This is a genomic window from Pantoea brenneri, from assembly GCF_038594305.1.
Lineage (GTDB): Bacteria > Pseudomonadota > Gammaproteobacteria > Enterobacterales > Enterobacteriaceae > Pantoea > Pantoea brenneri.
This window is the reverse complement of the sequence record NZ_JBCGBG010000005.1, coordinates 1-24,056: the sequence shown is the minus strand read 5'-3', so window position 1 is coordinate 24,056 and position 24,056 is coordinate 1. Positions and strand designations below refer to the sequence as shown.

Genomic DNA, 24,056 nt, shown 5'->3' with positions numbered 1-24,056 from the left:
TTTAGTTTTTGCGTAACCGTCTGCTCAGCCAGCGGCCATGTTGCGGTCGCTGGCTCCACGCCAGAGATGAAATGGTGTGCATCACGCTCAGATGATCCAGAATGCGGCGTACATGCTGTTCCACCACCGTGACCGGCCCTTCATTAATGTTTTCCAGCTCATCCAGCAGGTTAACCTGCGAACTGGCACCATCATATTCCAGTCGCTGCTGACAACGTTGCAGCGCAATTTCGCAGGACTGCAGATAACGCTCAGCTAACGTGGCGGTCAGCATGGTGTGTTCACGCGCCAGAATCGTCATTGCATTGATGTGCTCAACAATAAACTGGCTGTGGGTGACCCACAGACGCATATCCTTGAGGTACTGAGCGTTAAAAGCCGGTTCCTGCATCGCCTGGTTCAGGGAGTTAAACAGCGCATTGTGAGCCTGATTGACCCGTACCCGCTGATACGCCAGTTTCTCCGGTGACTGTTCCGCCCCCAGCAGCAGCCGTAGCGCATCCTGATAGGTTTCCAGCGCGTCATGGGCGTTTTGCCGCAATAAGCCACTCTGCCACTGCGGCCACAGCCACAACATTCCGCCAAAGGCGATCAGGCAACCCATCAGCGTATCCATCAGGCGCGGCAGCAGGAACTGCGCCCCATTCAGCGACAGCAACTGCAGCGAGTAAACCGCCGTCACCGTAAAGCCGATCATCGACCAGCCGTAAAACTGGCGGGTAAACCGGTAGCTGATAAAGGTGATCACCAGCATGATCAGCAGCACCAGCGACTCCGGCACCGCCAGGCGTAAGGTGGCAGCCGCAATCACCAGGCCGGCAAAGGTGCCCAGTGCCCGGTGCTGGATGCGAACGCGGGTGGCGCTGTAGCCGTTCTGGCTGACGAACATAATGGTCATCAGAATCCAGTACGGTTTAGGGATGTTGAAAAACAGCGCCAGTGCGCTGCCCAGCATCAGCATCACCGCAAAGCGCCCGGCAGTGCGCAGTGCCGACGAACGCCAGGACAGATAGCTGCGCAGCGCCGGCAGAAGCGGCAGACGGCGCTGACGATCGGCCATCAGGTCACGTTGATAGAGCGGTTTTTGGGTGCGCAGCACCCGCGCAATCCGATTGAAGTGGTAGAGACAGAAATTTCCCACCGGATTGTCAGGATGCTGGCGGGCGATTTTTTCCAGCGCGCTGAGCTGCTTCTCCATGCCAAAACGATCCGGCAACTGGTGATAGAGAATGTTATCCGCCAGCACCCGTAAGCGGGCCGAAATAGTCTGGGCGTTCCAGCGGATCACCGCTTCGGCATAGCTCTGCTCCACCAGTTTCTGCACCTCTTCCGGCTGATGCAGGCTGACCGAGATGTGCTCCTGCAGGTCCAGCGCCACCTGAAAGGCGCGGGTCAGCCGCTTATGGCTGTGATCCCGGCTGGCGGAAAGCATGTGCATCTGCTGGTAACAGGTGGTGATCATATCGACCACTTTTTGCTGACGCGCCAGCAGCGGCGGCAGGGCCTTTTCCGGATCGGTCAGCTGAGTCAGCAGGGTATATTTGGCGTCGCAATAGTTGGCCAGCTCACGGTAGATCAGGCTCAGGCTTTCACGCATCGGCTGCTCTTTCCACAGCCAGAACCAGAACCAGTTAAACAGCCCATACCATAGCGTGCCGCCGATATAGAGCAGCGGCGGCACATAGATCGGCATACGGCCAATCAGGCTCAGCGTGAAGATGGCGGCGATCAGGGTGCCGGGCAGCAGACGGCCGTGCAGCGGGCTGATTTCGCCGGTGACCCCCAGCAGCAACGGCAAGGCGAACAGAATCAGCGGCAGCGGAATGGCGTGCTGCGTCAGCCACTGAATCAGAAAGCTGCCGAGCGCAAACAGGCTGCCGCCGACAATCAGGCGTTTGAAGAAGCGTTTATGCGGGGTATCCAGACCGGCGATATTGCAACAGGCGGGAACTAACGAGAACAGCAGACCTTTTTGCAGGTCGCCAGCCAGCCAGCCCAGCGCCACTGGCAGACAGAGCACCAGGGTTTGCCGCAAGGCGTAATTGACTTCAGGATGGTAAATAATTCGACGCCACATCGGCCCAACACAAACAATAACGGCGCGATGTTGCCATCACGCCGTGGGTGACAGGAATTAGCGGGTGCCGTAAACGACGATGGTTTTGCCGTGTGCAGAGATCAGGTTCTGATCTTCCAGCATCTTCAAAATACGGCCCACGGTTTCACGTGAACAACCAACGATTTGGCCAATTTCCTGACGAGTAATTTTAATTTGCATGCCGTCGGGATGCGTCATGGCGTCTGGCTGCTTCGCCAGGTTAAGCAGAGTCTGAGCAATGCGTCCGGTCACATCGAGGAAAGCGAGATTACCCACTTTTTCCGACGTAACCTGCAGGCGACGCGCCATCTGCGACGACAGTCGCATCAGGATATCCGGGTTAACCTGGATCAGCTGACGGAATTTCTTGTAAGAAATCTCCGCCACTTCGCACGCGGTTTTGGCACGTACCCAGGCGCTGCGCTCCTGACCTTCTTCGAACAGGCCAAGCTCGCCAATGAAATCGCCCTGATTCAGGTAAGAAAGAATCATCTCTTTGCCTTCTTCATCTTTGATCAGAACCGCAACGGAACCTTTCACGATGTAGTAAAGCGTTTCAGCTTTTTCACCTTGGTGAATCAGCGTACTTTTGGATGGATACTTGTGAATATGGCAATGGGACAGGAACCATTCGAGTGTAGGGTCTGTTTGCGGTTTGCCGAGAACCATTCGCTATTATCCTCTGTTGTAATCGTGCCCAAAATACAGGGGGCAGTTTCCCTGTCAGGCGATGAAAGCTTCAAGCGTTTCCCTTACAGGAAATTATTCGGGCTGCATTCGGCGCAGTGCGCATCATTCTTCCCGGCTTCGCCATCGGGTGACGAAAAATATTTTCAGCACTGTTTGTAGCACAGCTTTTGCCGACTGTCTTCTGTTGTCTCGCTTCAGCTAACGGCGGATTTCTCTGGATTGCTGTTTACCAGGCGAAAGCGTACTCTGACGGCAAAACCGCATATTCTGGAGCGAAAATCATGCAGGCAAGAGTGAAATGGGTAGAAGGGCTGACATTCCTCGGTGAGTCGTCATCCGGACATCAGGTATTAATGGATGGCAATTCGGGTGATAAAGCGCCCAGCCCAATGGAGATGGTGCTGATGGCGGCGGGCGGATGCAGCGCCATCGACGTCGTTTCAATTCTGCAAAAAGGTCGCAACGATGTGGCTGATTGTGAAGTAAAACTGACCTCAGAACGTCGTGAAGAGGCGCCGCGAATCTTTACGCACATCAACCTGCACTTTATCGTGAGCGGCAAAGCGCTACAGGATAAGGCGGTCTCACGCGCGGTGGATCTTTCTGCTGAAAAATATTGCTCGGTCGCCATCATGCTGGGTAAAGGGGTTACCATCACCCACAGCTATGAAGTGATCGAACTGTAGTAGCCGCAAGGGTCATTGCAGACCTGCTAACTTCACTTCCAGTATCTGATGCAGGTTGCTTTAAGTCTGTGCCTGGGCAGGGAATCCGTTTTGATACTGTGCCTGCGCAGGGAACCGGGTCAGATCGGAAAGTCGTTTAAGCCAATCCCTGGCCGCTCGGCCCGCGCGATTACGCACCTCATCCCTGAGGCGCGCCCGTAGCCGGGCCAACGCTTTGCGTTGTTCAAAAACGCTCCCGGCGTTTTTATCCGGGCGGCGGGACGCTTTCCTCTTCTGACCCGGTTCCCAGCGTGTTGAACTTATCTATTGCTGCCAGATTCTTTCTGCCCAGGGGTTGTCTGTAGCGACCTTCCTGAAACCGGATGCGGTTGTCGAACGTGAAGCGAAGGGAGCATATGCCTGTAGCAAAGCATCGCGGGCCAGGGATGGCCCGTGCTGAGCCTGCCAGGGATAGCGGTTTTGCGTCTTTGCGAAAGGTGTATGCTCCCTGAAGCCTGCCCAGGGATAAGTCTTTAGCCGCAGGAAAGCCAGTTTTACTCTCTTTGTTAAAGACATCTGCTCTCAGAGCGGTTTTTGCTGGCCTCTTATTCTATCCGCTTGCCTTCCACCAGCCGCTTCACCAGCGGACCCATGATCAGCTCCATCGCCAGCCCCATTTTTCCGCCCGGTACCACCAGCGTATTGATATGCGAGATGAACGATCCCTGCAGCATCGCCAGCAGATAAGGGAAGTCGATATCGTCCAGCGCCTGGAAATGGATCACCACGAAGCTCTCATCCAATGACGGAATAGCGCGGGCGGCAAACGGATTTGAGGTATCGACCGTCGGCACTCGCTGGAAGTTAAGATGGGTGCGCGAGAACTGCGGCGTAATGAAGTTGATGTAATCCTCCATTGAGCGCACCACCGAATCCATTACCGCTTCACGCGAATGGCCGCGTTCGCTGGTGTCACGCACCAGCTTCTGAATCCACTCGAGGTTAACAATTGGCACCACGCCCACCAGCAGGTCGACATGCTCCGCTACGTTATGCTGGGCGGTCACCACGCCACCGTGCAGTCCTTCGTAAAACAAAATATCGGTGTTTTGCGGCAGCGGCTGCCACGGCGTAAAGGTGCCCGGCACCTGATTCCACGGTACCGCTTCGTCATAGGTGTGCAGGTATTTACGCGACTGGCCCTGGCCGTTGAGCCCATACTGCCTGAAGCTCTGCTCCAGCAGGCCAAAGTCATTGGCTTCCGGACCGAAATAGCTGACATGACGGCCCAAATCGCGCGCCTTGCGGATTGCCATATCCATTTCAGGCCGGGTGAAACGGTGGAAACTGTCGCCTTCCAGTTCGGCAGCGTGCAGATCGAGCTGCTGAAAGATTTTACGGAACGCGAGACTGGTGGTGGTGGTCCCCGCGCCGCTGGAACCGGTGACGGCGATTATCGGATGGCGTGCTGACATAAAAAAGCTCCCTGTGAAGTCGGGCCATGCGCATTGTTAACATGAATTGCCGCCGGCTGCATCAGCCGCGAAATTCTTTGCGCGGCATAATATTGACCGATTCATGCAGTTCCGACCACACCAGCACCACTTCGCCGGTTTCCAGCTGACGGCGCACGTCAGCCACTTTTTCGCTCAGGCTGCGTTCCTGCTCGCCGTAGTCGGTGCCTTCACGCAGTACGAAAGTTTCAATCAGATTTTCAAGCGTCTCAGGTGAGACCTGTTGCCAGGGAATAATCACAACGTTAGGTATCCAGAAAAGGGGCAATCCACTGGGGTATGCGCTGTTCAAGCCACATTTCGGGCTGGCGCAACGTCCCGCCGACAAAGCCAACGTGACCGCCGTGCGGCGTCAGTTGATAAGTAATAGTGGCAGATAATTGGCTGCTGTGCGGGATCACCTCATCACTCATGAACGGGTCATCTTTGGCATGAATGATCAGCAGCGGCTTATCGACCTGTTTCAGCCAGGGCAGGGCGCTGGCGCGCTGATAATAGTCAGCCGCATCGCTGAAACCGTGGGCGCGGGCGGTGATCGCGTCATCGAAGTCGCGTAGCCGGCGTAGCGCTTTAAGCTGCGTCAGATTCACCGGCAACGTTTCCGGCCAGGCGTGCAGTTTGCGCCGGGCGTTCTTCTTCAGCTGCGCCAGTAAATAGTATTGGTAAAAGCGCGAGAAGCCGCGCTCCAGTTTGACGCTGCACGGCTCCAGCAGCAGCGGCGCGGAGACGATGACGCCCGCGTTAACCGGCGCATCGGATCCCTGCTGACCCAGCAGGCAGCCCAGCATGTTACCGCCGAGCGAAAAACCCACCGCCACGGTCGGTACCCGACCCCAGCGGGTTTGCAGCCAGTGCAGAAAATAGCGTGCATCTTCGGTTTCACCGGAATGATAGATACGGTTCAGCCGGTTAGGTTCGCCGCTGCATCCGCGGAAGTGCATCACCACCGCCAGCCAGCCGCGTGCGCGGCAAATTTCCATCAGCCCGTGGATATAGGGGCTGTGGAAACTGCCTTCCAGTCCGTGAAACAGCACCACCCGGGGTTTGTGCTGTGCCAGATGCGGATCTTCACTCCAGGCGAGATCGACAAAATCGCCATCGGGCAGATCGAGACGCTGCCAGTGAGGATCGAGCTTGATCTGCCGCCGTAGCAGGCGTGGCAGTACCGTTTGCAGATGCGCATTGCGCATGCCGGCTAACGGCGTAAATTGATCCGTGTCGGGTGCGATTAATTTCATCGGGTAAAAGCTTGTCTGTTCCATATCGCGCTGTTAGCTTCGATAGGTTTTTTGCTTGCTGGGGGTGAGGAGCACCCGATTGCTATGGAACTGAGTCTTTTCTTGTCGATGTTAGGATTCCTTTGGGTCGCCGCGATCACGCCAGGCCCTAATAATATGTTACTTACTGCGGGCGGCGCCAATTTTGGCTTCCTGCGGACCATTCCTCTGATGATTGGCATCATGATCGGCATGCAGGTCATGCTGCTGATGGTGGCGTTTGGCGTCGGCGGACTGATCCTGCTCTATCCCTCACTGCATCTGGTGCTGAAAATCGCCGGTAGCCTCTACCTGCTGTGGCTGGCATGGAAAATTGCCACCGCCAGCTACGAAAAACTGGAAACCGATCAGGTGCCGGAGTCGCCCATGCCGTTCTGGCAGGGCGGATTACTGCAGCTGATCAATCCCAAAGCCTGGCTGATGGCGCTGGGCGCGGTCGCCAGCTTTAGCCTGGCTGGCGATGCCTATCGTCAATCGGTGATGGCGATCAGTCTCGGCATGTTTATCGTTAATCTGGTGTCCGGCCTGATCTGGATGGGATTCGGCGCAATGATTGGCCGCATTTTACGCAGCCGCCGCGCCTGGAAAATCTTTAATCTCGCCATGGGATTGCTGACGGCAGCCTGCGTGCTGTTGATCTGGCACTGAGTTAACTGGAGGCGCGTTCAACGCGCTTCCAGGGCAGGACTTCACGGATTACCGGCGCGTGCGGCTGACGGATTTTCTGCAACAACAGCTGCACGCTTCGCGCCCCGAGCTGATACATCGGTTGTTCGATGGTGGTCAGCGGCGGGTTAAGGCTGCCGGTAAATGGAATGCCGTCAAAACCCACTACCGCCAGATCTTCCGGCACGCGCAGCCCCGCTTGCAGCGCGGCATGAATCACCCCCACAGCCAGCACATCCGACACGGCAAAAATCGCATCCGGCGGTTGCGGCATCGCCAGTAATTGTTGTAGTGCCTGGCTGCCCGCTTCCGTGGAGATATCGCTGGCGTAGGCGACCCCTGACCACTGCAGTCCCAGCGCGTTTATCGCCTGCTGGTAGCCCTGTTCACGATGGTGCGAATAGAGGTAGCGCATATCCCCGTTAACCAGCCCGATGCGTTTGCGGCCTTTGCCGGCAAGGTAGTGGACGGTATCGCGTGCCGCGTCGAGATGATCGATGGTGACGGAAGAGGCCGGGATAGCCGGATCGAACTCCGAGCACTGGACCCACGGCGCGCCTGCAATGATGTGCTGCAAATCCTGCAGTCCCGACGCCGCATCCATGGTGATCACGCCATCCACTACTTTGCCGGTCAGCAGCGTGAGATAGGCGGCTTCACGCTGTAACTGCGAGGCGGAGTGGCAGAGCAGGATGTGATAACCGTGCAGCTCGGCTTCCGCCTCAATGCCCTGTACCACCCGCGAGCAGAAGGGATTGGTGATGTCCGAAATCAACACCAGCAGCATGTGGCTTTGCGCCGTGCGCAGTTGTCGGGCTAATAAGTTGGGCTGGTAGTCACAGGCGGCGATAGCCGACAGCACTTTCTCACGCGTATCGGGTTTGACGCCGGGATGGGCGTTGAGAACCCGCGACACCGTGGCTTTAGAGACGCCAGCCAGCTGAGCGACTTTCTCAATCGACATCGAACACAAAGACCTTTTACAAGCAAGAAACGGGAACGCATATCAATAGCACAGGCCGAATGTGAGCGCCTGACATTTTTTTATGCTGGCGCTGTTTTCAGCATTTGCGATTTTTAGCTTAGTTTTGCAGATAGTGATCTAAGAACTTATTTCTATTAGGGATAATTTTTAATTCCTTGGTGAAATTATTGCCGCCAGAGACACTGCTTCCATCATAAAAAGGGTGGGGTAGCAATCATGGCAGTTACAGCACGTTTATCGTTTTTAGCCGCAGCGCTGGCGCTGCTGGCCTTCCGGGCGGACGCGGTCAATGTCACCGTGGCGTATCAGACTTCTGCCGAACCGGCCAAGGTGGCGCAGGCGGACAACAGTTTCGCCAAAGAGAGTGGTGCCAGCGTTGACTGGCGTAAGTTTGACAGCGGTGCCGGTGTGCTGCGCGCGCTGGCGTCGGGCGACGTACAAATCGGCAATATCGGCTCCAGTCCGTTAGCGGTCGCTGCGGCGCAGAAGCTGCCCATCGAAGCCTTTTTGCTGGCTTCTCAGCTCGGTAACTCTGAAGCCTTAGTGGTGAAGAAGAACATCACAACACCGCAGGATCTGATCGGTAAACGCATCGCCGTGCCGTTCATCTCTACGACCCATTACAGCCTGCTGGCGGCGCTGAAACACTGGGGCATCAAGCCGTCACAGGTGCAGCTGGTCAATCTGCAGCCGCCCGCGATTATCGCTGCCTGGCAGCGTGGCGACATTGATGGTGCCTACGTCTGGGCACCTGCAGTCAATGAGCTGGAGAAAAACGGCAAGGTGCTAACCGACTCTGCGCAGGTGGGAAGCTGGGGATCGCCCACTCTCGACGTCTGGGTGGTGCGCAAAGACTTCGCCCGGCAGCATCCGGAGATCGTCACCGCCTTTGCCCGCAGCGCGCTGGCCGCGCAGCAATCCTATCTCGACAATCCTGATAGCTGGCTGAAGCAGCCTGATAATCTCAGCAAGCTGTCACGCCTGAGCGGCGTACCGGAAGCGCAGGTGCCCGGCCTGGTAAAAGGCAACACCTACCTGACGGCGCAACAGCAGATTGAACAGCTGGGCAAGCCGGTGAACAAGGCGATTGTCGACACGGCCCAGTTTCTGAAAGCGCAGGGCAGAGTGCCGCAGGCGGATAACGATTACAGCAGTTACGTGACCTCCCGCTTTGTCGCGCCGTTAGCCAAACCTTAAGGAGTCCTCATGCTACGCATCGCTCATCTGAATGCGCGTTATGCCGGGCAACCGGTGTTGCAGGATATCAATCTGCAGATCGATCGCCGTGAACTGCTGGTGGTGCTGGGGCCGTCAGGCTGCGGTAAGACCACGCTGCTCAACCTGGTAGCCGGTTTTTTGCCGGTGGAATCGGGCAGCATCACGCTGGATAACCAGCCGGTCACCGGACCGGGGGCTGACCGCGGAGTGGTGTTTCAGCATGAAGGCTTACTGCCGTGGCGCAACGTGCTGGATAACGTCGCCTTCGGTTTGCAACTGGCTGGCATGGCGCGTCAGGAGCGTGAAGCCATTGCGCGCCGGCTGATCAGGCAGGTCGGACTGGAAGGCGCGGAAAAGCGGGCAATCTGGCAGTTATCAGGCGGTCAGCGGCAGCGGGTTGGCATTGCGCGCGCGCTGGCGACCGATCCGCGCCTGCTGCTGCTGGATGAGCCGTTTGGCGCGCTTGATGCCTTTACCCGCGAACAGATGCAGACCTTGTTGCTGACGCTGTGGCGCGACAGCGGCAAACAGATCCTGCTGATTACCCACGATATTGAAGAGGCGATTTTTCTCGCCAGCGAACTGATCCTGCTGTCGCCGGGACCCGGACGCATTGTCGAGCGGCTGCGGCCCGATTTTGGTCAGCGCTTTGCCGATGGAGAGCCGTGCCGCAGCATCAAATCCGATCCGCAGTTTATTGCTCAGCGCGAATATGTGCTGAGCCGGGTGTTTGAGCAACGGGAGGCGTTCGCATGAGTGCGTTAATCAACGACAAAACCTTGCCGGTGCGACGCCGACTGCGCTGGCCTTTTTCTACCCGCTTTTCATTAAGCGTACTGAGCGTATTACTGCTGTTACTGGTGTGGTGGGGCGTGACCGCGCTGGGGTTAATCGCGCCGCTGTTTTTACCGCCGCCGCAGCAGGTATTCAGCAAACTGCTGCTGATTGCCAGCCCACAAGGGTTTATGGACGCCACGCTGTGGCAGCATCTGACAGCCAGCCTGACCCGCATGTTGATCGCGCTGTTTGCCGCCGCCGCTATCGGAATTCCGGTCGGGATTCTGATGGGCCTGAGCCCGGTGGCGCGTGGATTGCTTGACCCGCTGATCGAACTTTATCGTCCAATCCCACCGCTGGCCTACCTGCCTTTGATGGTGATCTGGTTCGGCATTGGTGAGACCTCGAAAATCCTGCTGATTTATCTGGCCATTTTTGCGCCGGTCACCCTCTCTACCTTAGCCGGGGTGCGTAATGCGCAACAGGTACGCATCCGGGCGGCACAGTCGCTGGGCGCTTCCCGCTGGCAACTGCTGCGCTGGGTCATTCTGCCTGGCGCGCTGCCCGAAATTCTGACCGGACTGCGCATCGGTCTGGGGGTCGGTTGGTCAACGCTGGTGGCTGCTGAACTGATCGCCGCCACCCGGGGGCTCGGTTTTATGGTGCAGTCCGCCGGGGAGTTTCTTGCCACCGATGTGGTGCTGGCGGGCATCGCGGTCATCGCCTTAATCGCGTTTAGTTTAGAACTCGGCTTACGGGCCCTGCAGCGCCGTCTGACGCCGTGGAATGGAGAACAATCATGAATGAACGTCTGAATTTTCAACCGCTTGGTCCGTATATTGGCGCCCAGGTTTCCAACCTTGATGTTTCACGGCCGCTCAGTGATGCGCAGTTTGAACAGCTCTACCATGGCCTGCTGCGTCATCAGGTACTGTTTCTGCGTGACCAGGTGATTACGCCGGAGCAGCACCGGGCGCTGGCGATCCGCTTCGGCGATCTGCATATTCACCCGGTCTATCCGCACGCCGACGGGGTTGAAGAGATCATCGTGCTGGACACGCATCAGGACAATCCACCGGATAACGATAACTGGCATACCGACGTGACGTTTATCGAAACGCCACCGGCGATTGCGTTGCTGGCGTCAAAAGTTCTGCCGGAGGCGGGAGGGGACACGCTCTGGACCAGCGGCATTGCTGCTTATGAGGCGCTCTCGGCACCGTTTAAAGCCCTGCTGGCCGGCCTGACCGCCGAGCACGATTTCAAAAAGTCTTTCCAGGAATATAAGTACCGCAAAACGGAAGAGGAGCATCAGCGCTGGCAGCAGGCGGTGGCGAAGCATCCGCCGGTGCAGCATCCGGTAATCCGTACACATCCGGTCAGCGGCAAAAAAGCGCTGTTTGTGAACGAAGGCTTTACCACGCGGATTGTTGATCTGAGCGAGAAAGAGAGTGAGACGCTGCTGAGCTTCCTGTTCAGCCACGTCACTAAGCCGGAATTCCAGGTGCGCTGGCGCTGGCAGCCGAACGATTTGGCTATCTGGGATAACCGGGTTACCCAGCATTATGCTAATGCCGATTACTATCCGGCGCGGCGGATAATGCAGCGGGCAACGGTGCTGGGGGATAAGCCGTTTTAAGACGCAGAGTCAGCGGCGCTCTCCCCCGGTTAAAGGGAGAACGCCAGCCGTTTAACTGGCCATCATCTGCTCTAATTTTTCCTGCGCGTCCAGCCAGGCCATCTCGACCTCTTCCAGCGCCGACTTACTCTCGGCCTGACGCTGCAGGGCGGCCGTCAGATCCGCCTTACGGCTTTGCTCATAAATCGCGCTGTCGGCCAGCTGGTTTTCCGCTTCGGCCAGCTGGCTTTGCCAGCGGGTCATCTGCTTTTCCAGCTTCTCAATCTCTTTGCGTAGCGGTTGCGTTTGCGCGCGTAGCTCTGCGTCCCGGCGCTTCTGATCTTTACGGGCCTGGGCGCTGTTGCCGTTATCCAGCTTCGGCGGCGCATCCTGTTGCGCCTGCTGTTTCTGCAGATCGCTCAGCCACTGCTGATAATCTTCGAGGTCGCCCTCAAACACATCCACTTTGCCGTCATGCACCAGATAGAGATCGTCGGTGGTAGCGCGCAGCAGGTGGCGATCGTGCGATACCACCACCAGCGCGCCTTCGAAATCGATCAACGCTTCGGTCAGCGCCTGTCGCATATCCAGATCGAGGTGGTTAGTCGGTTCATCAAGCAGCAGCAGGTTAGGACGCTGCCAGACGATCAATGCCAGCACCAGTCGCGCCTTCTCCCCGCCCGAGAAGCGTTCGGTGATTTCGCTGACTTTGTCACCCTGAAAACCAAATCCGCCGAGGTAGTCACGCAGCTGCTGCTCCAGCACGTTTGGTGCGATGCGCGCCAGATGCTGTACCGGCGACTCATCAGCCCGTAAATACTCCAGCTGATGCTGTGCGAAGTAGCCCAGCTTGATCCCTTTTGCCAGACCAATCTTGCCTTCCATCGCCTCAAGTTCGCCAGCCAGCAGCTTGATCAGGGTCGATTTACCGGCGCCGTTACGGCCGAGCAAACCGATGCGTGAGCCGGGTACCAGGTTGAGTTTGATCGCGTCGAGGATAATGCGATCGCCATAACCCGCCGTGACTTTTTCCATCTTCAGCAACGGATTCGGCAGGTTTTCTGGCGCGCGGAAGCTGAAGCTGAACGGGTTATCGACGTGGGCAGGCGCAATCATCTCCATGCGTTCCAGCATTTTGATGCGGCTCTGTGCCTGCTTCGCCTTGGTGGCCTGAGCGCGGAAGCGGTCGATATAACTCTGTAGGTGCGCCACTTTCTCCTGCTGGCTCTCATACAGTGACTGCTGCTGTGCCAGTTTGGCGACGCGCTGCCGCTCAAACGAGGTGTAGTTGCCGGTATATTCGTACATCGCCTGCTGTTCGATGTGCACAATCTTGTCGACCACCGGATCGAGGAAGTCGCGGTCATGGGAGATCAGGATTAGCGTGCCTTCGTAGCTTTTCAGCCAGCGCTCCAGCCAGATCACCGCATCGAGATCGAGGTGGTTGGTTGGTTCATCAAGCAGCAGCAGATCGGAACGGCAGATCAGCGCCTGCGCCAGGTTAAGACGCATGCGCCAGCCGCCGGAAAAGTCGCTGACCGGCCGTTGCAACTGCTCCTGACTGAAGCCCAGGCCGTGCAGCAGGCTGGCGGCGCGCGCATGGATGCTCCATGCCTGTACCGCATCGAGCTTGCCGTGCAGCAGGGCAATGGCATTGCCGTCGTCGCGCTGGTTGGCGTCTGCCAGTTCCGCCTCAAGCTGGCGATACTCACGGTCACCGTCAATCACGTACTCCAGGGCCGGTTTACCCAGCGCCGGCGTCTCCTGATTGACCCAGGCCAGCGCCCAGTTGGACGGAAAAGTGACTGAGCCGGCATCGCTGGTGATCTCACCTTTTAACAGCGACAGCAGCGTGGATTTACCACAGCCGTTTTTACCCACCAGACCGACCTTCTGGCCAGGATTGATGGTGGCGGTGGCGTTATCGAGCAGAACGCGGATGCCGCGGCGAATTTGTAAGGAAGAGAAGACAATCATGTAAGCGCCGTATCGTCAGAATATGTTAATTTACAGGCAACATAATGAGATTTTGCTGCGTCGTGCATGGTAGCGGAAAACCGCACCAATGACGACGCTTTGGAGGGAAAGGATGTCGCAGCCACCCAAGGTTTTGCTGCTTTATGCTCATCCGGAATCGCAGGATTCGATTGCGAATCGGATTTTACTGCAGTCGGCTCAGGCGCTGGAGCATGTCACGGTGCATGATCTCTACGCCGCCTATCCGGATTTTTTTATCGACATTCATCATGAACAACAGCTGCTGCGCGAACACGAGGTGATCATTTTCCAGCATCCGCTCTATACCTACAGCTGCCCGGCGCTGCTGAAAGAGTGGCTGGATCGGGTGCTGTCGCGCGGGTTTGCTAACGGTGTGGATGGCAATGCGCTGGAAGGTAAGTACTGGCGCAGCGTGATCACCACCGGCGAACCGGAAAGCGCCTTTAAACACCATGGTCTGAATCGCTATTCGATGAACGACATTATGCGGCCGTTCGAACTGACGGCGCAGATGTGCCGAATGCACTGGATGCCGCCAATGATTGTCTATTGGGCGCGTCGTCAGAATCCCGATTTAATGAAAAATTATGCCCGCGCCTATGGCGACTGGCTGGCAGCACCGCTGCCGAATGGAGGGGTGTAGATGGAAGGACAAACGCTGCTGACCGCGGGGGTGATTTATCTGGTGGCGGCGGTACTGATCGTACCGGTGGCGGCTCGCCTCGGTATCGGTGCAGTTCTGGGCTATCTGGTGGCGGGTATTGCCATTGGTCCGTGGGGATTAGGCTTTATCAGCGACGTCGATGAGATCCTGCACTTCTCTGAACTGGGTGTGGTGTTTCTGATGTTTATCATCGGGCTGGAGCTGAACCCGGCCAAGCTTTGGGCACTGCGGCGTTCGATCTTTGGCGTCGGGGCCGCGCAGGTGATCTTCTCTGCCGCGATTCTGGGCGGCCTATTGTGGCTGACCCACTTTAGCTGGCAGGCGGCGGTTATCGGCGGGATTGGCCTGGCGATGTCCTCCACCGCCATGGCGTTGCAGCTGATGATGGATAAGGGCATGAACCGCAGCGAAGCGGGGCAGTTGGGCTTTTCGGTGTTGCTGTTTCAGGATATCGCGGTCATCCCGGCGCTGGCGCTGATTCCGCTGCTGGCGGGCACCGATAGCGGGCATGTCGACTGGATGAAGGTCGGCATGAAGGTGCTGGCCTTTGCCGGCATGCTGGTGGGTGGACGCTACCTGTTGCGGCCGATCTTCCGTTATATCGCGGCTTCCGGGGTGCGCGAAGTGTTTACCGCCGCCTCGCTGTTGCTGGTGCTGGGCTCGGCGCTATTTATGGATGCGCTCGGCCTGTCGATGGCGCTCGGTACTTTTATTGCCGGCATTTTGCTGGCGGAAAGTGAATATCGCCATGAGCTGGAAGTCGCCATCGACCCGTTTAAAGGGCTACTGCTTGGGCTGTTCTTTATTTCGGTCGGCATGGCGCTTAACCTCGGGGTGCTCTATACCCATATTATTACCATCCTGCTGGGCGTGCTGACGCTGGTGGTGGTCAAAACGCTGGTGCTGTACGTGCTGGCGCGGATTTACGGTTTGCGCAGTTCAGAACGGCAGCAGTTTGCTGGCGTGCTGAGCCAGGGCGGTGAATTTGCCTTTGTGCTGTTTTCCGCCGCTGCCTCTGCGAAGCTGTTCTCTGGCGATCAGCTGCCGATGCTGCTGGTGACGGTAACGCTGTCGATGATGACCACGCCATTACTGATGCAGGGCGTCGATCGCCTGCTGGCGCGCCGTTTCAACGAGCCGGACGACGAGGCGGAAAAACCGTTCGTCGAAGACGATCAGCCGCAGGTGATTGTGGTCGGCTTTGGTCGCTTTGGGCAGGTGGTGGGTCGTTTACTGATGGCAAACCATAGCCGCATTACCGTGCTGGAACGCGATATCAGCGTGGTCAGCCTGATGCGGAAATATGGCTATAAGGTTTACTATGGCGACGCCACTGAACTGGAACTGTTACGCGCAGCCGGGGCCGCCAGCGCGCAGTCGATCGTTATTACCTGTAACGAACCTGAAGATGCAATGACGATCGTGCATTTATGTCAGCAGCATTTTCCCCATCTGCAGATTCTGGCGCGTGCCCGTGGTCGTGTCGAAGCGCACGAGTTATTGCAGGCCGGCGTGACCCAGTTCTCGCGTGAAACCTTCTCCAGTGCGCTGGAGCTGGGCCGTAAAACGCTGATGTCGCTGGGGATGCATCCCCATCAGGCGCATCGCGCTCAGCAGCATTTCCGTCGGCTGGATATGCGCATGCTGCGTGAACTGATGCCGAATCTCACCGATTCCGCCCAGGTGTCACGGGTACGTGAAGCGCGGCGTGAACTGGAGGATATCTTCCAGCGCGAAATGCAGCAGGAGAAGCGGCAGCTTGATGGCTGGGACGATGATGAATAACGTGATTAAACAGGCGGGATATCATGCGTAAACGTTTTATTGCCGGTGCGACCTGTCCGCACTGTCAGGAAAAAGACACGCTGGCGATGTGGCGTGAAAACAATGTCGATGTGGTGGAGTGCGTTAAGTGCGGCCACCAGATGCGTGAGGCCGATAAGCAGGCCCGCGATCAGGTTCGCACCAATGAGCAGGTTATCGGGATTTTCCATCCCGAGTAGCGGAATGGCTCAGCTTTTTTTAAGCTTAAACTTACAGCGGGATTGAATTCCGTTACAATTGGCGCCATTAACGCTGTGGTCGCAAGAGAAAGGTTATGTCCTCTTGCACTCAGCAACGAACCTTTCTGGTTGGTGTTATTGCACGCAAGAATAGACCAATGAGACGGGATCTCAGCTCTCAACGGTTAGGAGATATCATGAAAGTAGCAAAAGACCTGGTGGTAAGCCTGGCCTATCAGGTACGTACAGAAGACGGCGTGTTAGTTGACGAGTCACCGGTGAGTGCACCGTTGGACTATCTGCACGGTCATGGTTCCCTGATTTCTGGTCTGGAAAATGCGCTGGAAAACCACGTAGCAGGCGACAAGTTTGACGTGCATATTCCGGCAAACGACGCGTACGGTCAGTACGATGACAACCTGGTACAGCGTGTGCCGAAAGACGTTTTCATGGGCGTTGACGAACTTCAGGTTGGCATGCGCTTCCTGGCAGAAACCGATCAGGGTCCGGTACCGGTAGAAATTACCGAAGTGGAAGACGATCACGTCGTGGTTGATGGTAACCACATGCTGGCGGGTCAGAACCTGAACTTTAACGTCGAAGTGGTCGCGATTCGTGAAGCCACACCGGAAGAACTGGCCCATGGTCACGTTCACGGTGCAGATGGCCATCATCACGACCACGACCATGATCACGGTCATGACCACGATCACGGTCAGGGCGGTTGCGGTACTGGCGGTTGCGGCTGCAGCCACTAAGACCGATTATCCGTATCAGGGCCACCTTCGGGTGGCCCTTTCTTTTGGCGGCCATCCGCGTACCGGTATTGCCGGTTCAGGCTGATCCGGCCAGACGGCAGATCAGTAGTGCGGCGGCGGCGTCTCTTCAGACTGTGACGCGACCATCGACGGCGCGTTGGCTTTGAGTTTGTCGGTCAGAATACGCATCTGCTCACGCATCTTATTCATCTCCAGTTCGTGCTGCACCACCGCGCTGTTTAACTGCTCAATGGTCATCTCCTGGAAGGCCAGTTTACTCTCTAACGTCTCCAGACGCTGTTCCCACTCAGATTGTTGCATGACCTGTTCCTCTGTTAAGGTGCGACTCGGACGTGATTCTACGGGCTGGACGCGAAGAATCACCTGATTTTTAAACTATCTGCGGCGTTTCGCTTGAAAAAGCGCAGCGCGGCATCATCTCTGATGAAACTTCCTGATGCAAAAAAGGTCGGAGGTTAACCGGGTAATTACATTGTGGCAGTGTTCGCCACTGCCACGTAAAGTTATAGTGTGGACTCTGAAGTCCGCAATGATTCCCGAGGTTAGACGCTTCGGTTTTGGAGAATGGATGAAATCACTGTTTAAAGTCACATTGTTAGCTACCACTATGGCCGTCGCGCTGAATGCACCGCTGACAATGGCGGCAGAAACCGCGGCTGCACCGGCAACGGCTGCGGCACCACAGTCTGCTCCTCAGGCACCGAAAAATGCTGCCTTCAAAGATGAAGACCAGCAGTCTGCCTACGCACTGGGCGCCTCACTGGGTCGCTACATGGACAACTCCCTGAAGGAGCAGGAAAAACTGGGCATCAAGCTGGATAAGCAACAGCTGATCGCGGGTGTTCAGGATGCCTTTGGTGGCAAGAGCAAGCTCTCTGATGAAGAGATCGAGCAGACGCTGCAGGCTTTTGAAGGCCGCGTGAAAGGCGCAGCCTCCGCGAAAATGGAAAAAGATGCGAAAGAGAACGCCGAAAAGGGTGATGCTTACGCAACCAAATTCGCGAAAGAGAGCGGCGTGAAGAAAACTGAAAGCGGCCTGCTGTATAAAGTCGAGAAAGAAGGCACCGGCGCAGCCCCGACTGATAGCGACACGGTGGTTGTGAACTACAAAGGGACGCTGATCGACGGTACCGAGTTCGATAACTCCTATACCCGTGGTGAGCCGCTTTCCTTCCGTCTGGATGGTGTGATTCCGGGCTGGACTGAAGGTCTGAAGCACGTGAAGAAAGGCGGTAAGATTAAGCTGGTGATCCCACCACAGCTGGCTTACGGCAAAAATGGCGTTCCGGGTATTCCGGCTAACTCCACGCTGGTATTTGATGTCGAACTGCTTGATATCAAACCGGCCCCTAAAGCAGACGAAAAAGCGCAGGCACCTGCGGCTGACGCGAAAAAAGCACAGTAATCTGCTCACCGCCGCCTTCGGGCGGCGGTTTCATTTCTGCTTCATGACAAACCACTGGCATAAGCCGACGACATTTGCCAGACTAGCGCCTGCCTAATTATCCCAATATTGAGTCTGCCCATAAGCCGCTGTGACAGGCTCCAGCCATTCAGGGTGATCTCTTCAATGTCTAATCCATTCAATCCCGGTGAACTGAGCGACTTCGATCTGCTGGAGCAACGCCCGTTCGAACAAACAGATTACGATATTCTGAAATCATACGAGGCTGTCGTCGATGGACTGGCGATGCTGATCGGTTCGCATTGCGAAATCGTCCTGCACTCGCTGGAAGATCTTAAATGTTCGGCAGTGCGTATCGCAAACGGTGAGCACACCGGCCGTAAAGTGGGATCGCCTATCACCGATCTGGCGTTACGGATGCTGCATGACATGCACGGCGCCGACAGTAACGTCTCTCGCGCCTACTTTACCCGCGCCAAAAGCGGGGTGCTGATGAAATCCGTCACCATCGCCATCCGTAACCGGCAGCAGCGGGTGATTGGTCTGCTTTGCATCAACATGAACCTGGATGTGCCGTTCTCGCAGATTATGTCGACCTTCCTGCCGCCGGAGATGCAGCAGGTGGATTCCAGCGTCAACTTTGCCAGCTCTGTCGACGATCTGGTGATGCAGACGCTTGAATTTACCATCGAGGAAGTCAGCGCCGATCGCAACGTTTCGAACAACGCCAAAAACCGGCAGATCGTCCTGAACCTGTATGAGAAGGGGATCTTCGATATTAAAGATGCAATCAACCAGGTTGCCGAGCGTCTCAATATTTCGAAGCACACGGTTTATCTCTACATTCGCCAGTTTAAAAACGGCGATTTTCAGGGACAGGATCGGTAATGCGTTACACCTTACTGGTTACCGGTCCGGCGTACGGCACGCAGCAGGCGACCAGCGCGCTACTGTTTGCCCGGGCGCTGGTAGCGGCCGGTCATCAGCTGGAGAGCGTTTTCTTCTATCGTGAAGGGGTGCTGAATGCCAATCAGCTTACCGCGCCGGCCAGTGATGAATATGATCTGGTACGGGCATGGCAGGCGCTGAATCAACAGCAGGGTGTGGCGCTTAATATCTGCGTTGCGGCGGCGTTGCGCCGTGGCGTGACCGATCAACAGGAAGCGGCACGCCTGCAGCTGCCCGGCAGTAATCTCCAGCCAGGGTTTACCCTGAGCGGTCTGGGTGCGCTGGCCGAAGCGGCGCTAAGCTGCGAACGACTGGTGCAGTTCTGATGAATCGAGTGGCTTTTGTATTTACCCACGCACCGCACGGCAGCAGTGCCGGACGTGAAGGGCTGGATGCCGCCCTGGCGACTGGCGCACTGAGTGACGACATCGGGCTGTTCTTTATTGGCGATGGTGTACTGCAGCTCAATACACAGCAACAGCCCGAGGCGATAGAGAGCCGCCACTATGCGCCGACCTTTGGCGTGCTGGCGCTGTACGACATTGAGCACTGCTATCTCTGTCAGGAATCGCTCACCGCGCGTGGAATGCAGGTTGACGCCGCCCGGGTGATGGATGTTACGCTATTGTCCGCGGTGGAACTGCGCCAGACGCTGGCCGGTTATGACCGCATTCTTACCTTTTAAGGGCTCTTCATGCTGCATACTCTCCTGCACTCACCGGCTTACAGCGATCTTGAGACTCTGCTGTTAATGGTGGATGCGGATGACGACATACTGTTACTGCAGGATGGTGTGATCGCCGCCTTAGCCGGTAGTCGGGCACTGCAACAGCTTTCAGGCTGTGCGGCTGCACTGTGGGTACTGGACGAAGATGTGCGTGCTCGCGGCCTGGCTGGACAAATTTCGACCAGTGTGCGTCCGGTGGACTATACTGGTTTCGTCGCGCTGACGGTAAAGCATCCGCAACAAATGACCTGGTAATCGTCTAAAACCTGGTTATTTCTTGACACCCTTTTGACGCAGCCCTAAAATTCTGCCTCCTCGTAATTCTACGAGGCGATTTATTACGTGTTTACGAAGCAAAAGCAAATCCAGGAGCTATTTAATGGCAACAGTTAACCAGCTGGTTCGCAAACCACGCGTCCGCAAAGTTGCAAAGAGCAACGTGCCGGCGCTGGAAGCTTGCCCGCAAAAACGTGGCGTTTGTACTCGTGTGTACACCACCACTCCTAAAAAACCAAACTCAGCACTGCGTAAAGTTTGCCGTGTGCGTTTGACTAACGGTTTTGAAGTTACCTCCTACATCGGCGGTGAAGGTCATAACCTGCAGGAACACTCCGTGATCCTGATCCGTGGCGGTCGTGTAAAAGACCTGCCAGGTGTGCGTTACCACACCGTTCGTGGCGCGCTTGACTGCTCAGGTGTTAAAGACCGTAAGCAGGCTCGCTCCAAGTACGGCGTGAAGAAGCCAAAGGCTTAATGGTTCTCCGTTAAGTAAGGCCAAACGTTTTAAATTAAATGTCAAAATAAACTCGTAGAGTTTTGGACAATCCTGAATTAACAACGGAGTATTTCCATGCCACGTCGTCGCGTCATTGGTCAGCGTAAAATTCTGCCAGATCCTAAGTTCGGATCAGAGCTGCTGGCCAAATTTGTAAATATCCTGATGGTAGATGGTAAAAAATCTACTGCTGAATCAATCGTTTATACCGCGCTTGAGACCCTGGCTCAGCGTTCAGGTAAAAACGAACTGGAAGCCTTTGAAGTAGCCCTGGAAAACGTACGTCCGACTGTCGAAGTTAAGTCACGTCGCGTTGGTGGTTCTACCTATCAGGTACCAGTAGAAGTCCGTCCGGTTCGTCGTAATGCTCTGGCAATGCGTTGGATCGTAGAAGCTGCTCGTAAACGCGGTGATAAATCAATGGCTCTTCGCCTGGCGAACGAACTTTCTGATGCTGCAGAGAACAAAGGTACTGCAGTTAAGAAACGTGAAGACGTTCACCGCATGGCAGAAGCCAACAAGGCGTTCGCACACTACCGTTGGTAATCACCACGTAGATGTTAAACCAGCGGGCGCTCAATCAGCCAACCCGCTGGGGTCGACTTACCTTGAACGCCCGAGAATCAGAGGAATCAAATGGCTCGTAAAACACCCATTGCTCGCTACCGTAATATCGGTATCAGTGCGCACATCGACGCCGGTAAGACTACCACTACCGAACGCGTTCTGTTCTACACCGGTGTAAACCACAAAATCGGTGAAGTACATGACGGCGCAGCAACCATGGACTGGATGGAGCAGGAACAGGAACGTGGTATTACCATCACTTCCGCTGCGACCACCTGTTACTGGTCTGGTATGGCCAAGCAGTTTGAACCACACCACATCAACATCATCGACACCCCAGGACACGTTGACTTCACCATCGAAGTTGAACGTTCTATGCGTGTGCTTGATGGCGCGGTAATGGTTTACTGTGCAGTTGGTGGCGTTCAGCCACAGTCTGAGACCGTATGGCGTCAGGCTAACAAATATAAAGTTCCACGCATTGCGTTCGTTAACAAAATGGACCGCATGGGTGCTAACTTCCTGAAAGTTGTTAACCAGATGGAAGTTCGTCTGGGCGCAACTCCAGTTCCTCTGCAGCTGGCTATCGGCGCAGAAGAGAAATTCACTGGTGTTGTTGACCTGGTGAAAATGAAAGCAATCAACTGGAACGACGCAGACCAGGGTGTAACCTTCGACTACGAAGATATTCCAGCTGATATGCAGGAACTGGCTGAAGAATGGCATGCGAAGCTGGTTGAAGCCGCTGCTGAAGGCTCTGATGAGCTGATGGAAAAATTCTTCGGTGGTGAAGAACTGACTGAAGAAGAGATCAAAACATCTCTGCGTAAGCGTGTTCTGAACAACGAAATTATCCTGGTAACCTGTGGTTCTGCATTTAAGAACAAAGGTGTTCAGGCGATGCTGGATGCAGTTGTTGAATATCTGCCAGCACCGACTGACGTTACCGCGATCAACGGTATGCTGGACGACGGTAAAGACACGCCGGCTGTTCGTCACTCTGATGACAACGAGCCGTTTGCTGCACTGGCGTTCAAAATCGCTACCGACCCGTTCGTGGGTAACTTAACCTTCTTCCGCGTTTACTCTGGTGTTGTTAACACGGGTGACACCGTGTTCAACCCGGTTAAGTCAAACCGTGAGCGTCTGGGCCGTATCGTTCAGATGCACGCTAACAAGCGTGAAGAGATTAAAGAAGTTCGTGCGGGTGATATCGCAGCTGCGATCGGCCTGAAAGATGTGACCACTGGTGACACCCTGTGTGACCCAGATAACGTCATCATCCTTGAGCGCATGGAGTTCCCGGAGCCGGTAATCTCTATCGCCGTTGAGCCAAAAACCAAAGCTGACCAGGAAAAAATGGGTCTGGCTCTGGGCCGTCTGGCAAAAGAAGACCCATCATTCCGCGTATGGACTGATGAAGAATCTAACCAGACCATCATCGCCGGTATGGGTGAACTGCACCTCGACATCATCGTTGACCGTATGAAGCGTGAGTTCAACGTTGAAGCAAACGTGGGTAAACCACAGGTTGCTTACCGTGAAGCGATTCGCACCAAAGTTACCGATGTTGAAGGTAAACATGCCAAGCAGTCTGGTGGTCGTGGTCAGTATGGTCATGTTGTTATCGACATGTACCCACTGGAGCCAGGTTCGAACCCGAAAGGCTACGAATTTGTCAACGACATCAAAGGTGGTGTGATTCCTGGTGAATACATCCCTGCGGTTGACAAAGGTATCCAGGAGCAGCTGAAATCAGGCCCTCTGGCTGGTTACCCGGTTGTGGATCTGGGCGTGCGTCTGCACTTCGGTTCTTACCACGATGTCGACTCCTCAGAACTGGCGTTTAAACTGGCCGCGTCTCTTGCCTTCAAACAAGGCTTTAAACAAGCGACACCTGTTCTGCTTGAACCTATCATGAAGGTTGAAGTTGAAACGCCAGAAGAGAACACGGGTGATGTCATCGGTGACCTTAGCCGTCGTCGTGGTATGCTCAAAGGGCAGGAATCTAACGCTACTGGCGTTCAGATTCACGCTGAAGTTCCGTTGTCTGAGATGTTCGGATACGCAACTCAGCTGCGTTCTCTGACCAAAGGTCGTGCTTCTTACTCCATGGAGTTCCTGAAGTATGACGATGCGCCGAACAACGTAGCGCAGGCCGTTATTGAAGCTCGTAGCAAATAAGCTACGGTTTAAATTTGAACTGATGCCTTCACCGAGACGGTGAAGGCACAACGTAAGGAATTATCGCCATGGCGAAAGAGCAATTTCAGCGTAACAAACTGCACGTAAACGTGGGCACCATCGGTCACGTCGACCACGGTAAAACCACCCTGACTGCAGCTATCACCACCGTACTGTCTAAAACTTACGGCGGCCAGGCGCGTGCATTCGATCAGATCGATAACGCACCAGAAGAGAAAGCACGTGGTATCACCATCAACACTTCACACGTTGAGTATGAAACCCCGACTCGTCACTATGCACACGTTGACTGCCCAGGCCACGCCGACTATGTGAAAAACATGATCACCGGTGCTGCGCAGATGGACGGCGCGATCCTGGTTGTTGCTGCGACTGATGGCCCAATGCCACAGACCCGTGAGCACATCCTGCTGGGTCGTCAGGTTGGCGTTCCTTACATCATCGTGTTCCTGAACAAGTGCGACATGGTTGATGATG

The 24,056-nt window shown here is 55.8% G+C and carries 27 protein-coding genes; 19 read left to right on the top strand and 8 right to left on the bottom strand.

What is annotated here, in order from left to right; all coding sequences use genetic code 11:
- Position 1 precedes the first annotated feature (1 nt).
- Together AABB92_RS17515 and crp are read right to left on the bottom strand one after the other, a co-directional pair.
- Positions 2-2,077 (bottom strand): YccS/YhfK family putative transporter, encoded by a 2,076-nt coding sequence (locus tag AABB92_RS17515; RefSeq protein ID WP_031376803.1) that lies wholly within the window; start codon positions 2,075-2,077, stop codon positions 2-4.
- Between the two features lie 57 nt (positions 2,078-2,134).
- The gene (gene crp, locus AABB92_RS17510) at positions 2,135-2,767 is read right to left on the bottom strand and encodes a cAMP-activated global transcriptional regulator CRP (protein WP_000242758.1); all 633 of its coding nucleotides are present in this window, start codon (positions 2,765-2,767) and stop codon (positions 2,135-2,137) included.
- A 302-nt stretch (positions 2,768-3,069) separates the two neighbouring features.
- Between crp and AABB92_RS17505 the strand changes: the two genes are divergently transcribed.
- Complete coding sequence (locus AABB92_RS17505) at positions 3,070-3,474, top strand: OsmC family protein (protein ID WP_031376804.1); 405 nt, start codon at positions 3,070-3,072, stop codon at positions 3,472-3,474.
- Between the two features lie 584 nt (positions 3,475-4,058).
- Here AABB92_RS17505 and AABB92_RS17500 read toward each other — a convergent pair.
- The 3 genes from AABB92_RS17500 to AABB92_RS17490 all read right to left on the bottom strand — a co-directional run bounded on the left by AABB92_RS17500 (position 4,059) and on the right by AABB92_RS17490 (position 6,229).
- Complete coding sequence (locus tag AABB92_RS17500) at positions 4,059-4,928, bottom strand: phosphoribulokinase (protein ID WP_031376805.1); 870 nt, start codon at positions 4,926-4,928, stop codon at positions 4,059-4,061.
- A 61-nt stretch (positions 4,929-4,989) separates the two neighbouring features.
- Positions 4,990-5,208, bottom strand: a complete 219-nt coding sequence (locus AABB92_RS17495) for a YheU family protein (RefSeq protein WP_031376806.1) — start codon at positions 5,206-5,208, stop codon at positions 4,990-4,992.
- Between the two features lie 4 nt (positions 5,209-5,212).
- Entirely contained in the window at positions 5,213-6,229 is a 1,017-nt protein-coding gene (locus tag AABB92_RS17490) for a hydrolase (protein ID WP_031376807.1), read from the bottom strand.
- A gap of 60 nt (positions 6,230-6,289) precedes the next feature.
- Between AABB92_RS17490 and AABB92_RS17485 the strand changes: the two genes are divergently transcribed.
- Positions 6,290-6,892: a LysE family translocator gene (locus tag AABB92_RS17485; RefSeq protein WP_031376808.1), complete on the top strand. Its 603-nt coding sequence runs from the start codon at positions 6,290-6,292 to the stop codon at positions 6,890-6,892.
- A gap of 1 nt (position 6,893) precedes the next feature.
- On the opposite strand, the gene AABB92_RS17480 is transcribed toward AABB92_RS17485, so the two are convergent.
- Positions 6,894-7,874, bottom strand: coding sequence for a LacI family DNA-binding transcriptional regulator (locus AABB92_RS17480; RefSeq protein ID WP_031376809.1), 981 nt, complete (start codon positions 7,872-7,874; stop codon positions 6,894-6,896).
- A 237-nt stretch (positions 7,875-8,111) separates the two neighbouring features.
- Here AABB92_RS17480 and tauA point away from each other — a divergent pair, with 237 nt between their 5' ends.
- The 4 genes from tauA to tauD are packed head-to-tail and all read left to right on the top strand — an operon-like array spanning position 8,112 to position 11,529.
- Positions 8,112-9,092: a taurine ABC transporter substrate-binding protein gene (gene tauA / locus AABB92_RS17475; protein WP_031376810.1), complete on the top strand. Its 981-nt coding sequence runs from the start codon at positions 8,112-8,114 to the stop codon at positions 9,090-9,092.
- Between the two features lie 9 nt (positions 9,093-9,101).
- Positions 9,102-9,869 (top strand): taurine ABC transporter ATP-binding subunit, encoded by a 768-nt coding sequence (tauB, locus tag AABB92_RS17470; RefSeq protein ID WP_031376811.1) that lies wholly within the window; start codon positions 9,102-9,104, stop codon positions 9,867-9,869.
- Positions 9,866-10,693: a taurine ABC transporter permease TauC gene (gene tauC, locus AABB92_RS17465; protein ID WP_031376812.1), complete on the top strand. Its 828-nt coding sequence runs from the start codon at positions 9,866-9,868 to the stop codon at positions 10,691-10,693. Before tauB ends, tauC begins: the two co-directional genes overlap by 4 nt.
- On the top strand, positions 10,690-11,529 hold the full coding sequence (gene tauD, locus AABB92_RS17460) for a taurine dioxygenase (protein WP_031376813.1): 840 nt from the start codon (positions 10,690-10,692) through the stop codon (positions 11,527-11,529). Before tauC ends, tauD begins: the two co-directional genes overlap by 4 nt.
- Positions 11,530-11,580: 51 nt before the next feature.
- Here the strand turns inward: tauD and AABB92_RS17455 are convergent, their stop codons facing one another.
- The gene (locus tag AABB92_RS17455; protein WP_031376814.1) at positions 11,581-13,485 is read right to left on the bottom strand and encodes an ABC transporter ATP-binding protein; all 1,905 of its coding nucleotides are present in this window, start codon (positions 13,483-13,485) and stop codon (positions 11,581-11,583) included.
- 112 nt (positions 13,486-13,597) lie between these two features.
- Here AABB92_RS17455 and kefG point away from each other — a divergent pair, with 112 nt between their 5' ends.
- From kefG to slyD, 4 genes are all read left to right on the top strand, one after another.
- A complete protein-coding gene (kefG, locus tag AABB92_RS17450) occupies positions 13,598-14,149 on the top strand; it encodes a glutathione-regulated potassium-efflux system ancillary protein KefG (protein ID WP_031376815.1) in 552 nt (183 codons plus the stop codon).
- Complete coding sequence (gene kefB / locus AABB92_RS17445) at positions 14,150-15,955, top strand: glutathione-regulated potassium-efflux system protein KefB (protein ID WP_031376816.1); 1,806 nt, start codon at positions 14,150-14,152, stop codon at positions 15,953-15,955.
- 23 nt (positions 15,956-15,978) lie between these two features.
- Complete coding sequence (locus AABB92_RS17440) at positions 15,979-16,173, top strand: YheV family putative zinc ribbon protein (protein ID WP_010253033.1); 195 nt, start codon at positions 15,979-15,981, stop codon at positions 16,171-16,173.
- Between the two features lie 197 nt (positions 16,174-16,370).
- Positions 16,371-16,931: a peptidylprolyl isomerase gene (gene slyD, locus AABB92_RS17435; RefSeq protein WP_031376817.1), complete on the top strand. Its 561-nt coding sequence runs from the start codon at positions 16,371-16,373 to the stop codon at positions 16,929-16,931.
- A 102-nt stretch (positions 16,932-17,033) separates the two neighbouring features.
- Here the strand turns inward: slyD and AABB92_RS17430 are convergent, their stop codons facing one another.
- Positions 17,034-17,252, bottom strand: a complete 219-nt coding sequence (locus AABB92_RS17430; protein ID WP_013359251.1) for a SlyX family protein — start codon at positions 17,250-17,252, stop codon at positions 17,034-17,036.
- 268 nt (positions 17,253-17,520) lie between these two features.
- Between AABB92_RS17430 and fkpA the strand changes: the two genes are divergently transcribed.
- From fkpA to AABB92_RS17385, 9 genes are all read left to right on the top strand, one after another.
- Positions 17,521-18,357: an FKBP-type peptidyl-prolyl cis-trans isomerase gene (gene fkpA, locus AABB92_RS17425; protein ID WP_031376818.1), complete on the top strand. Its 837-nt coding sequence runs from the start codon at positions 17,521-17,523 to the stop codon at positions 18,355-18,357.
- Positions 18,358-18,522: 165 nt separating this feature from the next.
- Positions 18,523-19,245: a helix-turn-helix transcriptional regulator gene (locus AABB92_RS17420; protein WP_031376819.1), complete on the top strand. Its 723-nt coding sequence runs from the start codon at positions 18,523-18,525 to the stop codon at positions 19,243-19,245.
- Positions 19,245-19,631: a sulfurtransferase complex subunit TusD gene (tusD, locus tag AABB92_RS17415; protein WP_031376820.1), complete on the top strand. Its 387-nt coding sequence runs from the start codon at positions 19,245-19,247 to the stop codon at positions 19,629-19,631. Before AABB92_RS17420 ends, tusD begins: the two co-directional genes overlap by 1 nt.
- Positions 19,631-19,990, top strand: coding sequence for a sulfurtransferase complex subunit TusC (gene tusC / locus AABB92_RS17410; RefSeq protein WP_031376821.1), 360 nt, complete (start codon positions 19,631-19,633; stop codon positions 19,988-19,990). The genes tusD and tusC overlap by 1 nt, the downstream gene beginning before the upstream one ends.
- A gap of 9 nt (positions 19,991-19,999) precedes the next feature.
- Positions 20,000-20,287 carry a sulfurtransferase complex subunit TusB gene (tusB, locus tag AABB92_RS17405; protein WP_031376822.1) on the top strand — a complete coding sequence of 96 codons (288 nt, stop codon included), beginning with the start codon at positions 20,000-20,002 and terminating at the stop codon, positions 20,285-20,287.
- A 124-nt stretch (positions 20,288-20,411) separates the two neighbouring features.
- A complete protein-coding gene (gene rpsL / locus AABB92_RS17400; RefSeq protein ID WP_003852912.1) occupies positions 20,412-20,786 on the top strand; it encodes a 30S ribosomal protein S12 in 375 nt (124 codons plus the stop codon).
- 96 nt (positions 20,787-20,882) lie between these two features.
- Positions 20,883-21,353: a 30S ribosomal protein S7 gene (gene rpsG, locus AABB92_RS17395; protein WP_013510774.1), complete on the top strand. Its 471-nt coding sequence runs from the start codon at positions 20,883-20,885 to the stop codon at positions 21,351-21,353.
- Between the two features lie 90 nt (positions 21,354-21,443).
- The gene (gene fusA, locus AABB92_RS17390; protein ID WP_031376823.1) at positions 21,444-23,558 is read left to right on the top strand and encodes an elongation factor G; all 2,115 of its coding nucleotides are present in this window, start codon (positions 21,444-21,446) and stop codon (positions 23,556-23,558) included.
- 68 nt (positions 23,559-23,626) lie between these two features.
- Positions 23,627-24,056: GTP-binding protein (locus tag AABB92_RS17385; protein WP_046289359.1), on the top strand; the 430-nt coding region annotated here is incomplete at its 3' end.

Coding starts and splice junctions, on each gene's coding strand:
- AABB92_RS17515 (WP_031376803.1), bottom strand. CDS start 2,077: ATGTGGCGTCGAATTATTTACCATCCTGAAGTCAATTACGCCTTGCGG.
- crp (WP_000242758.1), bottom strand. CDS start 2,767: ATGGTTCTCGGCAAACCGCAAACAGACCCTACACTCGAATGGTTCCTG.
- AABB92_RS17505 (WP_031376804.1), top strand. CDS start 3,070: ATGCAGGCAAGAGTGAAATGGGTAGAAGGGCTGACATTCCTCGGTGAG.
- AABB92_RS17500 (WP_031376805.1), bottom strand. CDS start 4,928: ATGTCAGCACGCCATCCGATAATCGCCGTCACCGGTTCCAGCGGCGCG.
- AABB92_RS17490 (WP_031376807.1), bottom strand. CDS start 6,229: ATGGAACAGACAAGCTTTTACCCGATGAAATTAATCGCACCCGACACG.
- AABB92_RS17485 (WP_031376808.1), top strand. CDS start 6,290: ATGGAACTGAGTCTTTTCTTGTCGATGTTAGGATTCCTTTGGGTCGCC.
- AABB92_RS17480 (WP_031376809.1), bottom strand. CDS start 7,874: ATGTCGATTGAGAAAGTCGCTCAGCTGGCTGGCGTCTCTAAAGCCACG.
- tauA (WP_031376810.1), top strand. CDS start 8,112: ATGGCAGTTACAGCACGTTTATCGTTTTTAGCCGCAGCGCTGGCGCTG.
- tauB (WP_031376811.1), top strand. CDS start 9,102: ATGCTACGCATCGCTCATCTGAATGCGCGTTATGCCGGGCAACCGGTG.
- tauC (WP_031376812.1), top strand. CDS start 9,866: ATGAGTGCGTTAATCAACGACAAAACCTTGCCGGTGCGACGCCGACTG.
- tauD (WP_031376813.1), top strand. CDS start 10,690: ATGAATGAACGTCTGAATTTTCAACCGCTTGGTCCGTATATTGGCGCC.
- AABB92_RS17455 (WP_031376814.1), bottom strand. CDS start 13,485: ATGATTGTCTTCTCTTCCTTACAAATTCGCCGCGGCATCCGCGTTCTG.
- kefG (WP_031376815.1), top strand. CDS start 13,598: ATGTCGCAGCCACCCAAGGTTTTGCTGCTTTATGCTCATCCGGAATCG.
- kefB (WP_031376816.1), top strand. CDS start 14,150: ATGGAAGGACAAACGCTGCTGACCGCGGGGGTGATTTATCTGGTGGCG.
- AABB92_RS17440 (WP_010253033.1), top strand. CDS start 15,979: ATGCGTAAACGTTTTATTGCCGGTGCGACCTGTCCGCACTGTCAGGAA.
- slyD (WP_031376817.1), top strand. CDS start 16,371: ATGAAAGTAGCAAAAGACCTGGTGGTAAGCCTGGCCTATCAGGTACGT.
- AABB92_RS17430 (WP_013359251.1), bottom strand. CDS start 17,252: ATGCAACAATCTGAGTGGGAACAGCGTCTGGAGACGTTAGAGAGTAAA.
- fkpA (WP_031376818.1), top strand. CDS start 17,521: ATGAAATCACTGTTTAAAGTCACATTGTTAGCTACCACTATGGCCGTC.
- AABB92_RS17420 (WP_031376819.1), top strand. CDS start 18,523: ATGTCTAATCCATTCAATCCCGGTGAACTGAGCGACTTCGATCTGCTG.
- tusD (WP_031376820.1), top strand. CDS start 19,245: ATGCGTTACACCTTACTGGTTACCGGTCCGGCGTACGGCACGCAGCAG.
- tusC (WP_031376821.1), top strand. CDS start 19,631: ATGAATCGAGTGGCTTTTGTATTTACCCACGCACCGCACGGCAGCAGT.
- tusB (WP_031376822.1), top strand. CDS start 20,000: ATGCTGCATACTCTCCTGCACTCACCGGCTTACAGCGATCTTGAGACT.
- rpsL (WP_003852912.1), top strand. CDS start 20,412: ATGGCAACAGTTAACCAGCTGGTTCGCAAACCACGCGTCCGCAAAGTT.
- rpsG (WP_013510774.1), top strand. CDS start 20,883: ATGCCACGTCGTCGCGTCATTGGTCAGCGTAAAATTCTGCCAGATCCT.
- fusA (WP_031376823.1), top strand. CDS start 21,444: ATGGCTCGTAAAACACCCATTGCTCGCTACCGTAATATCGGTATCAGT.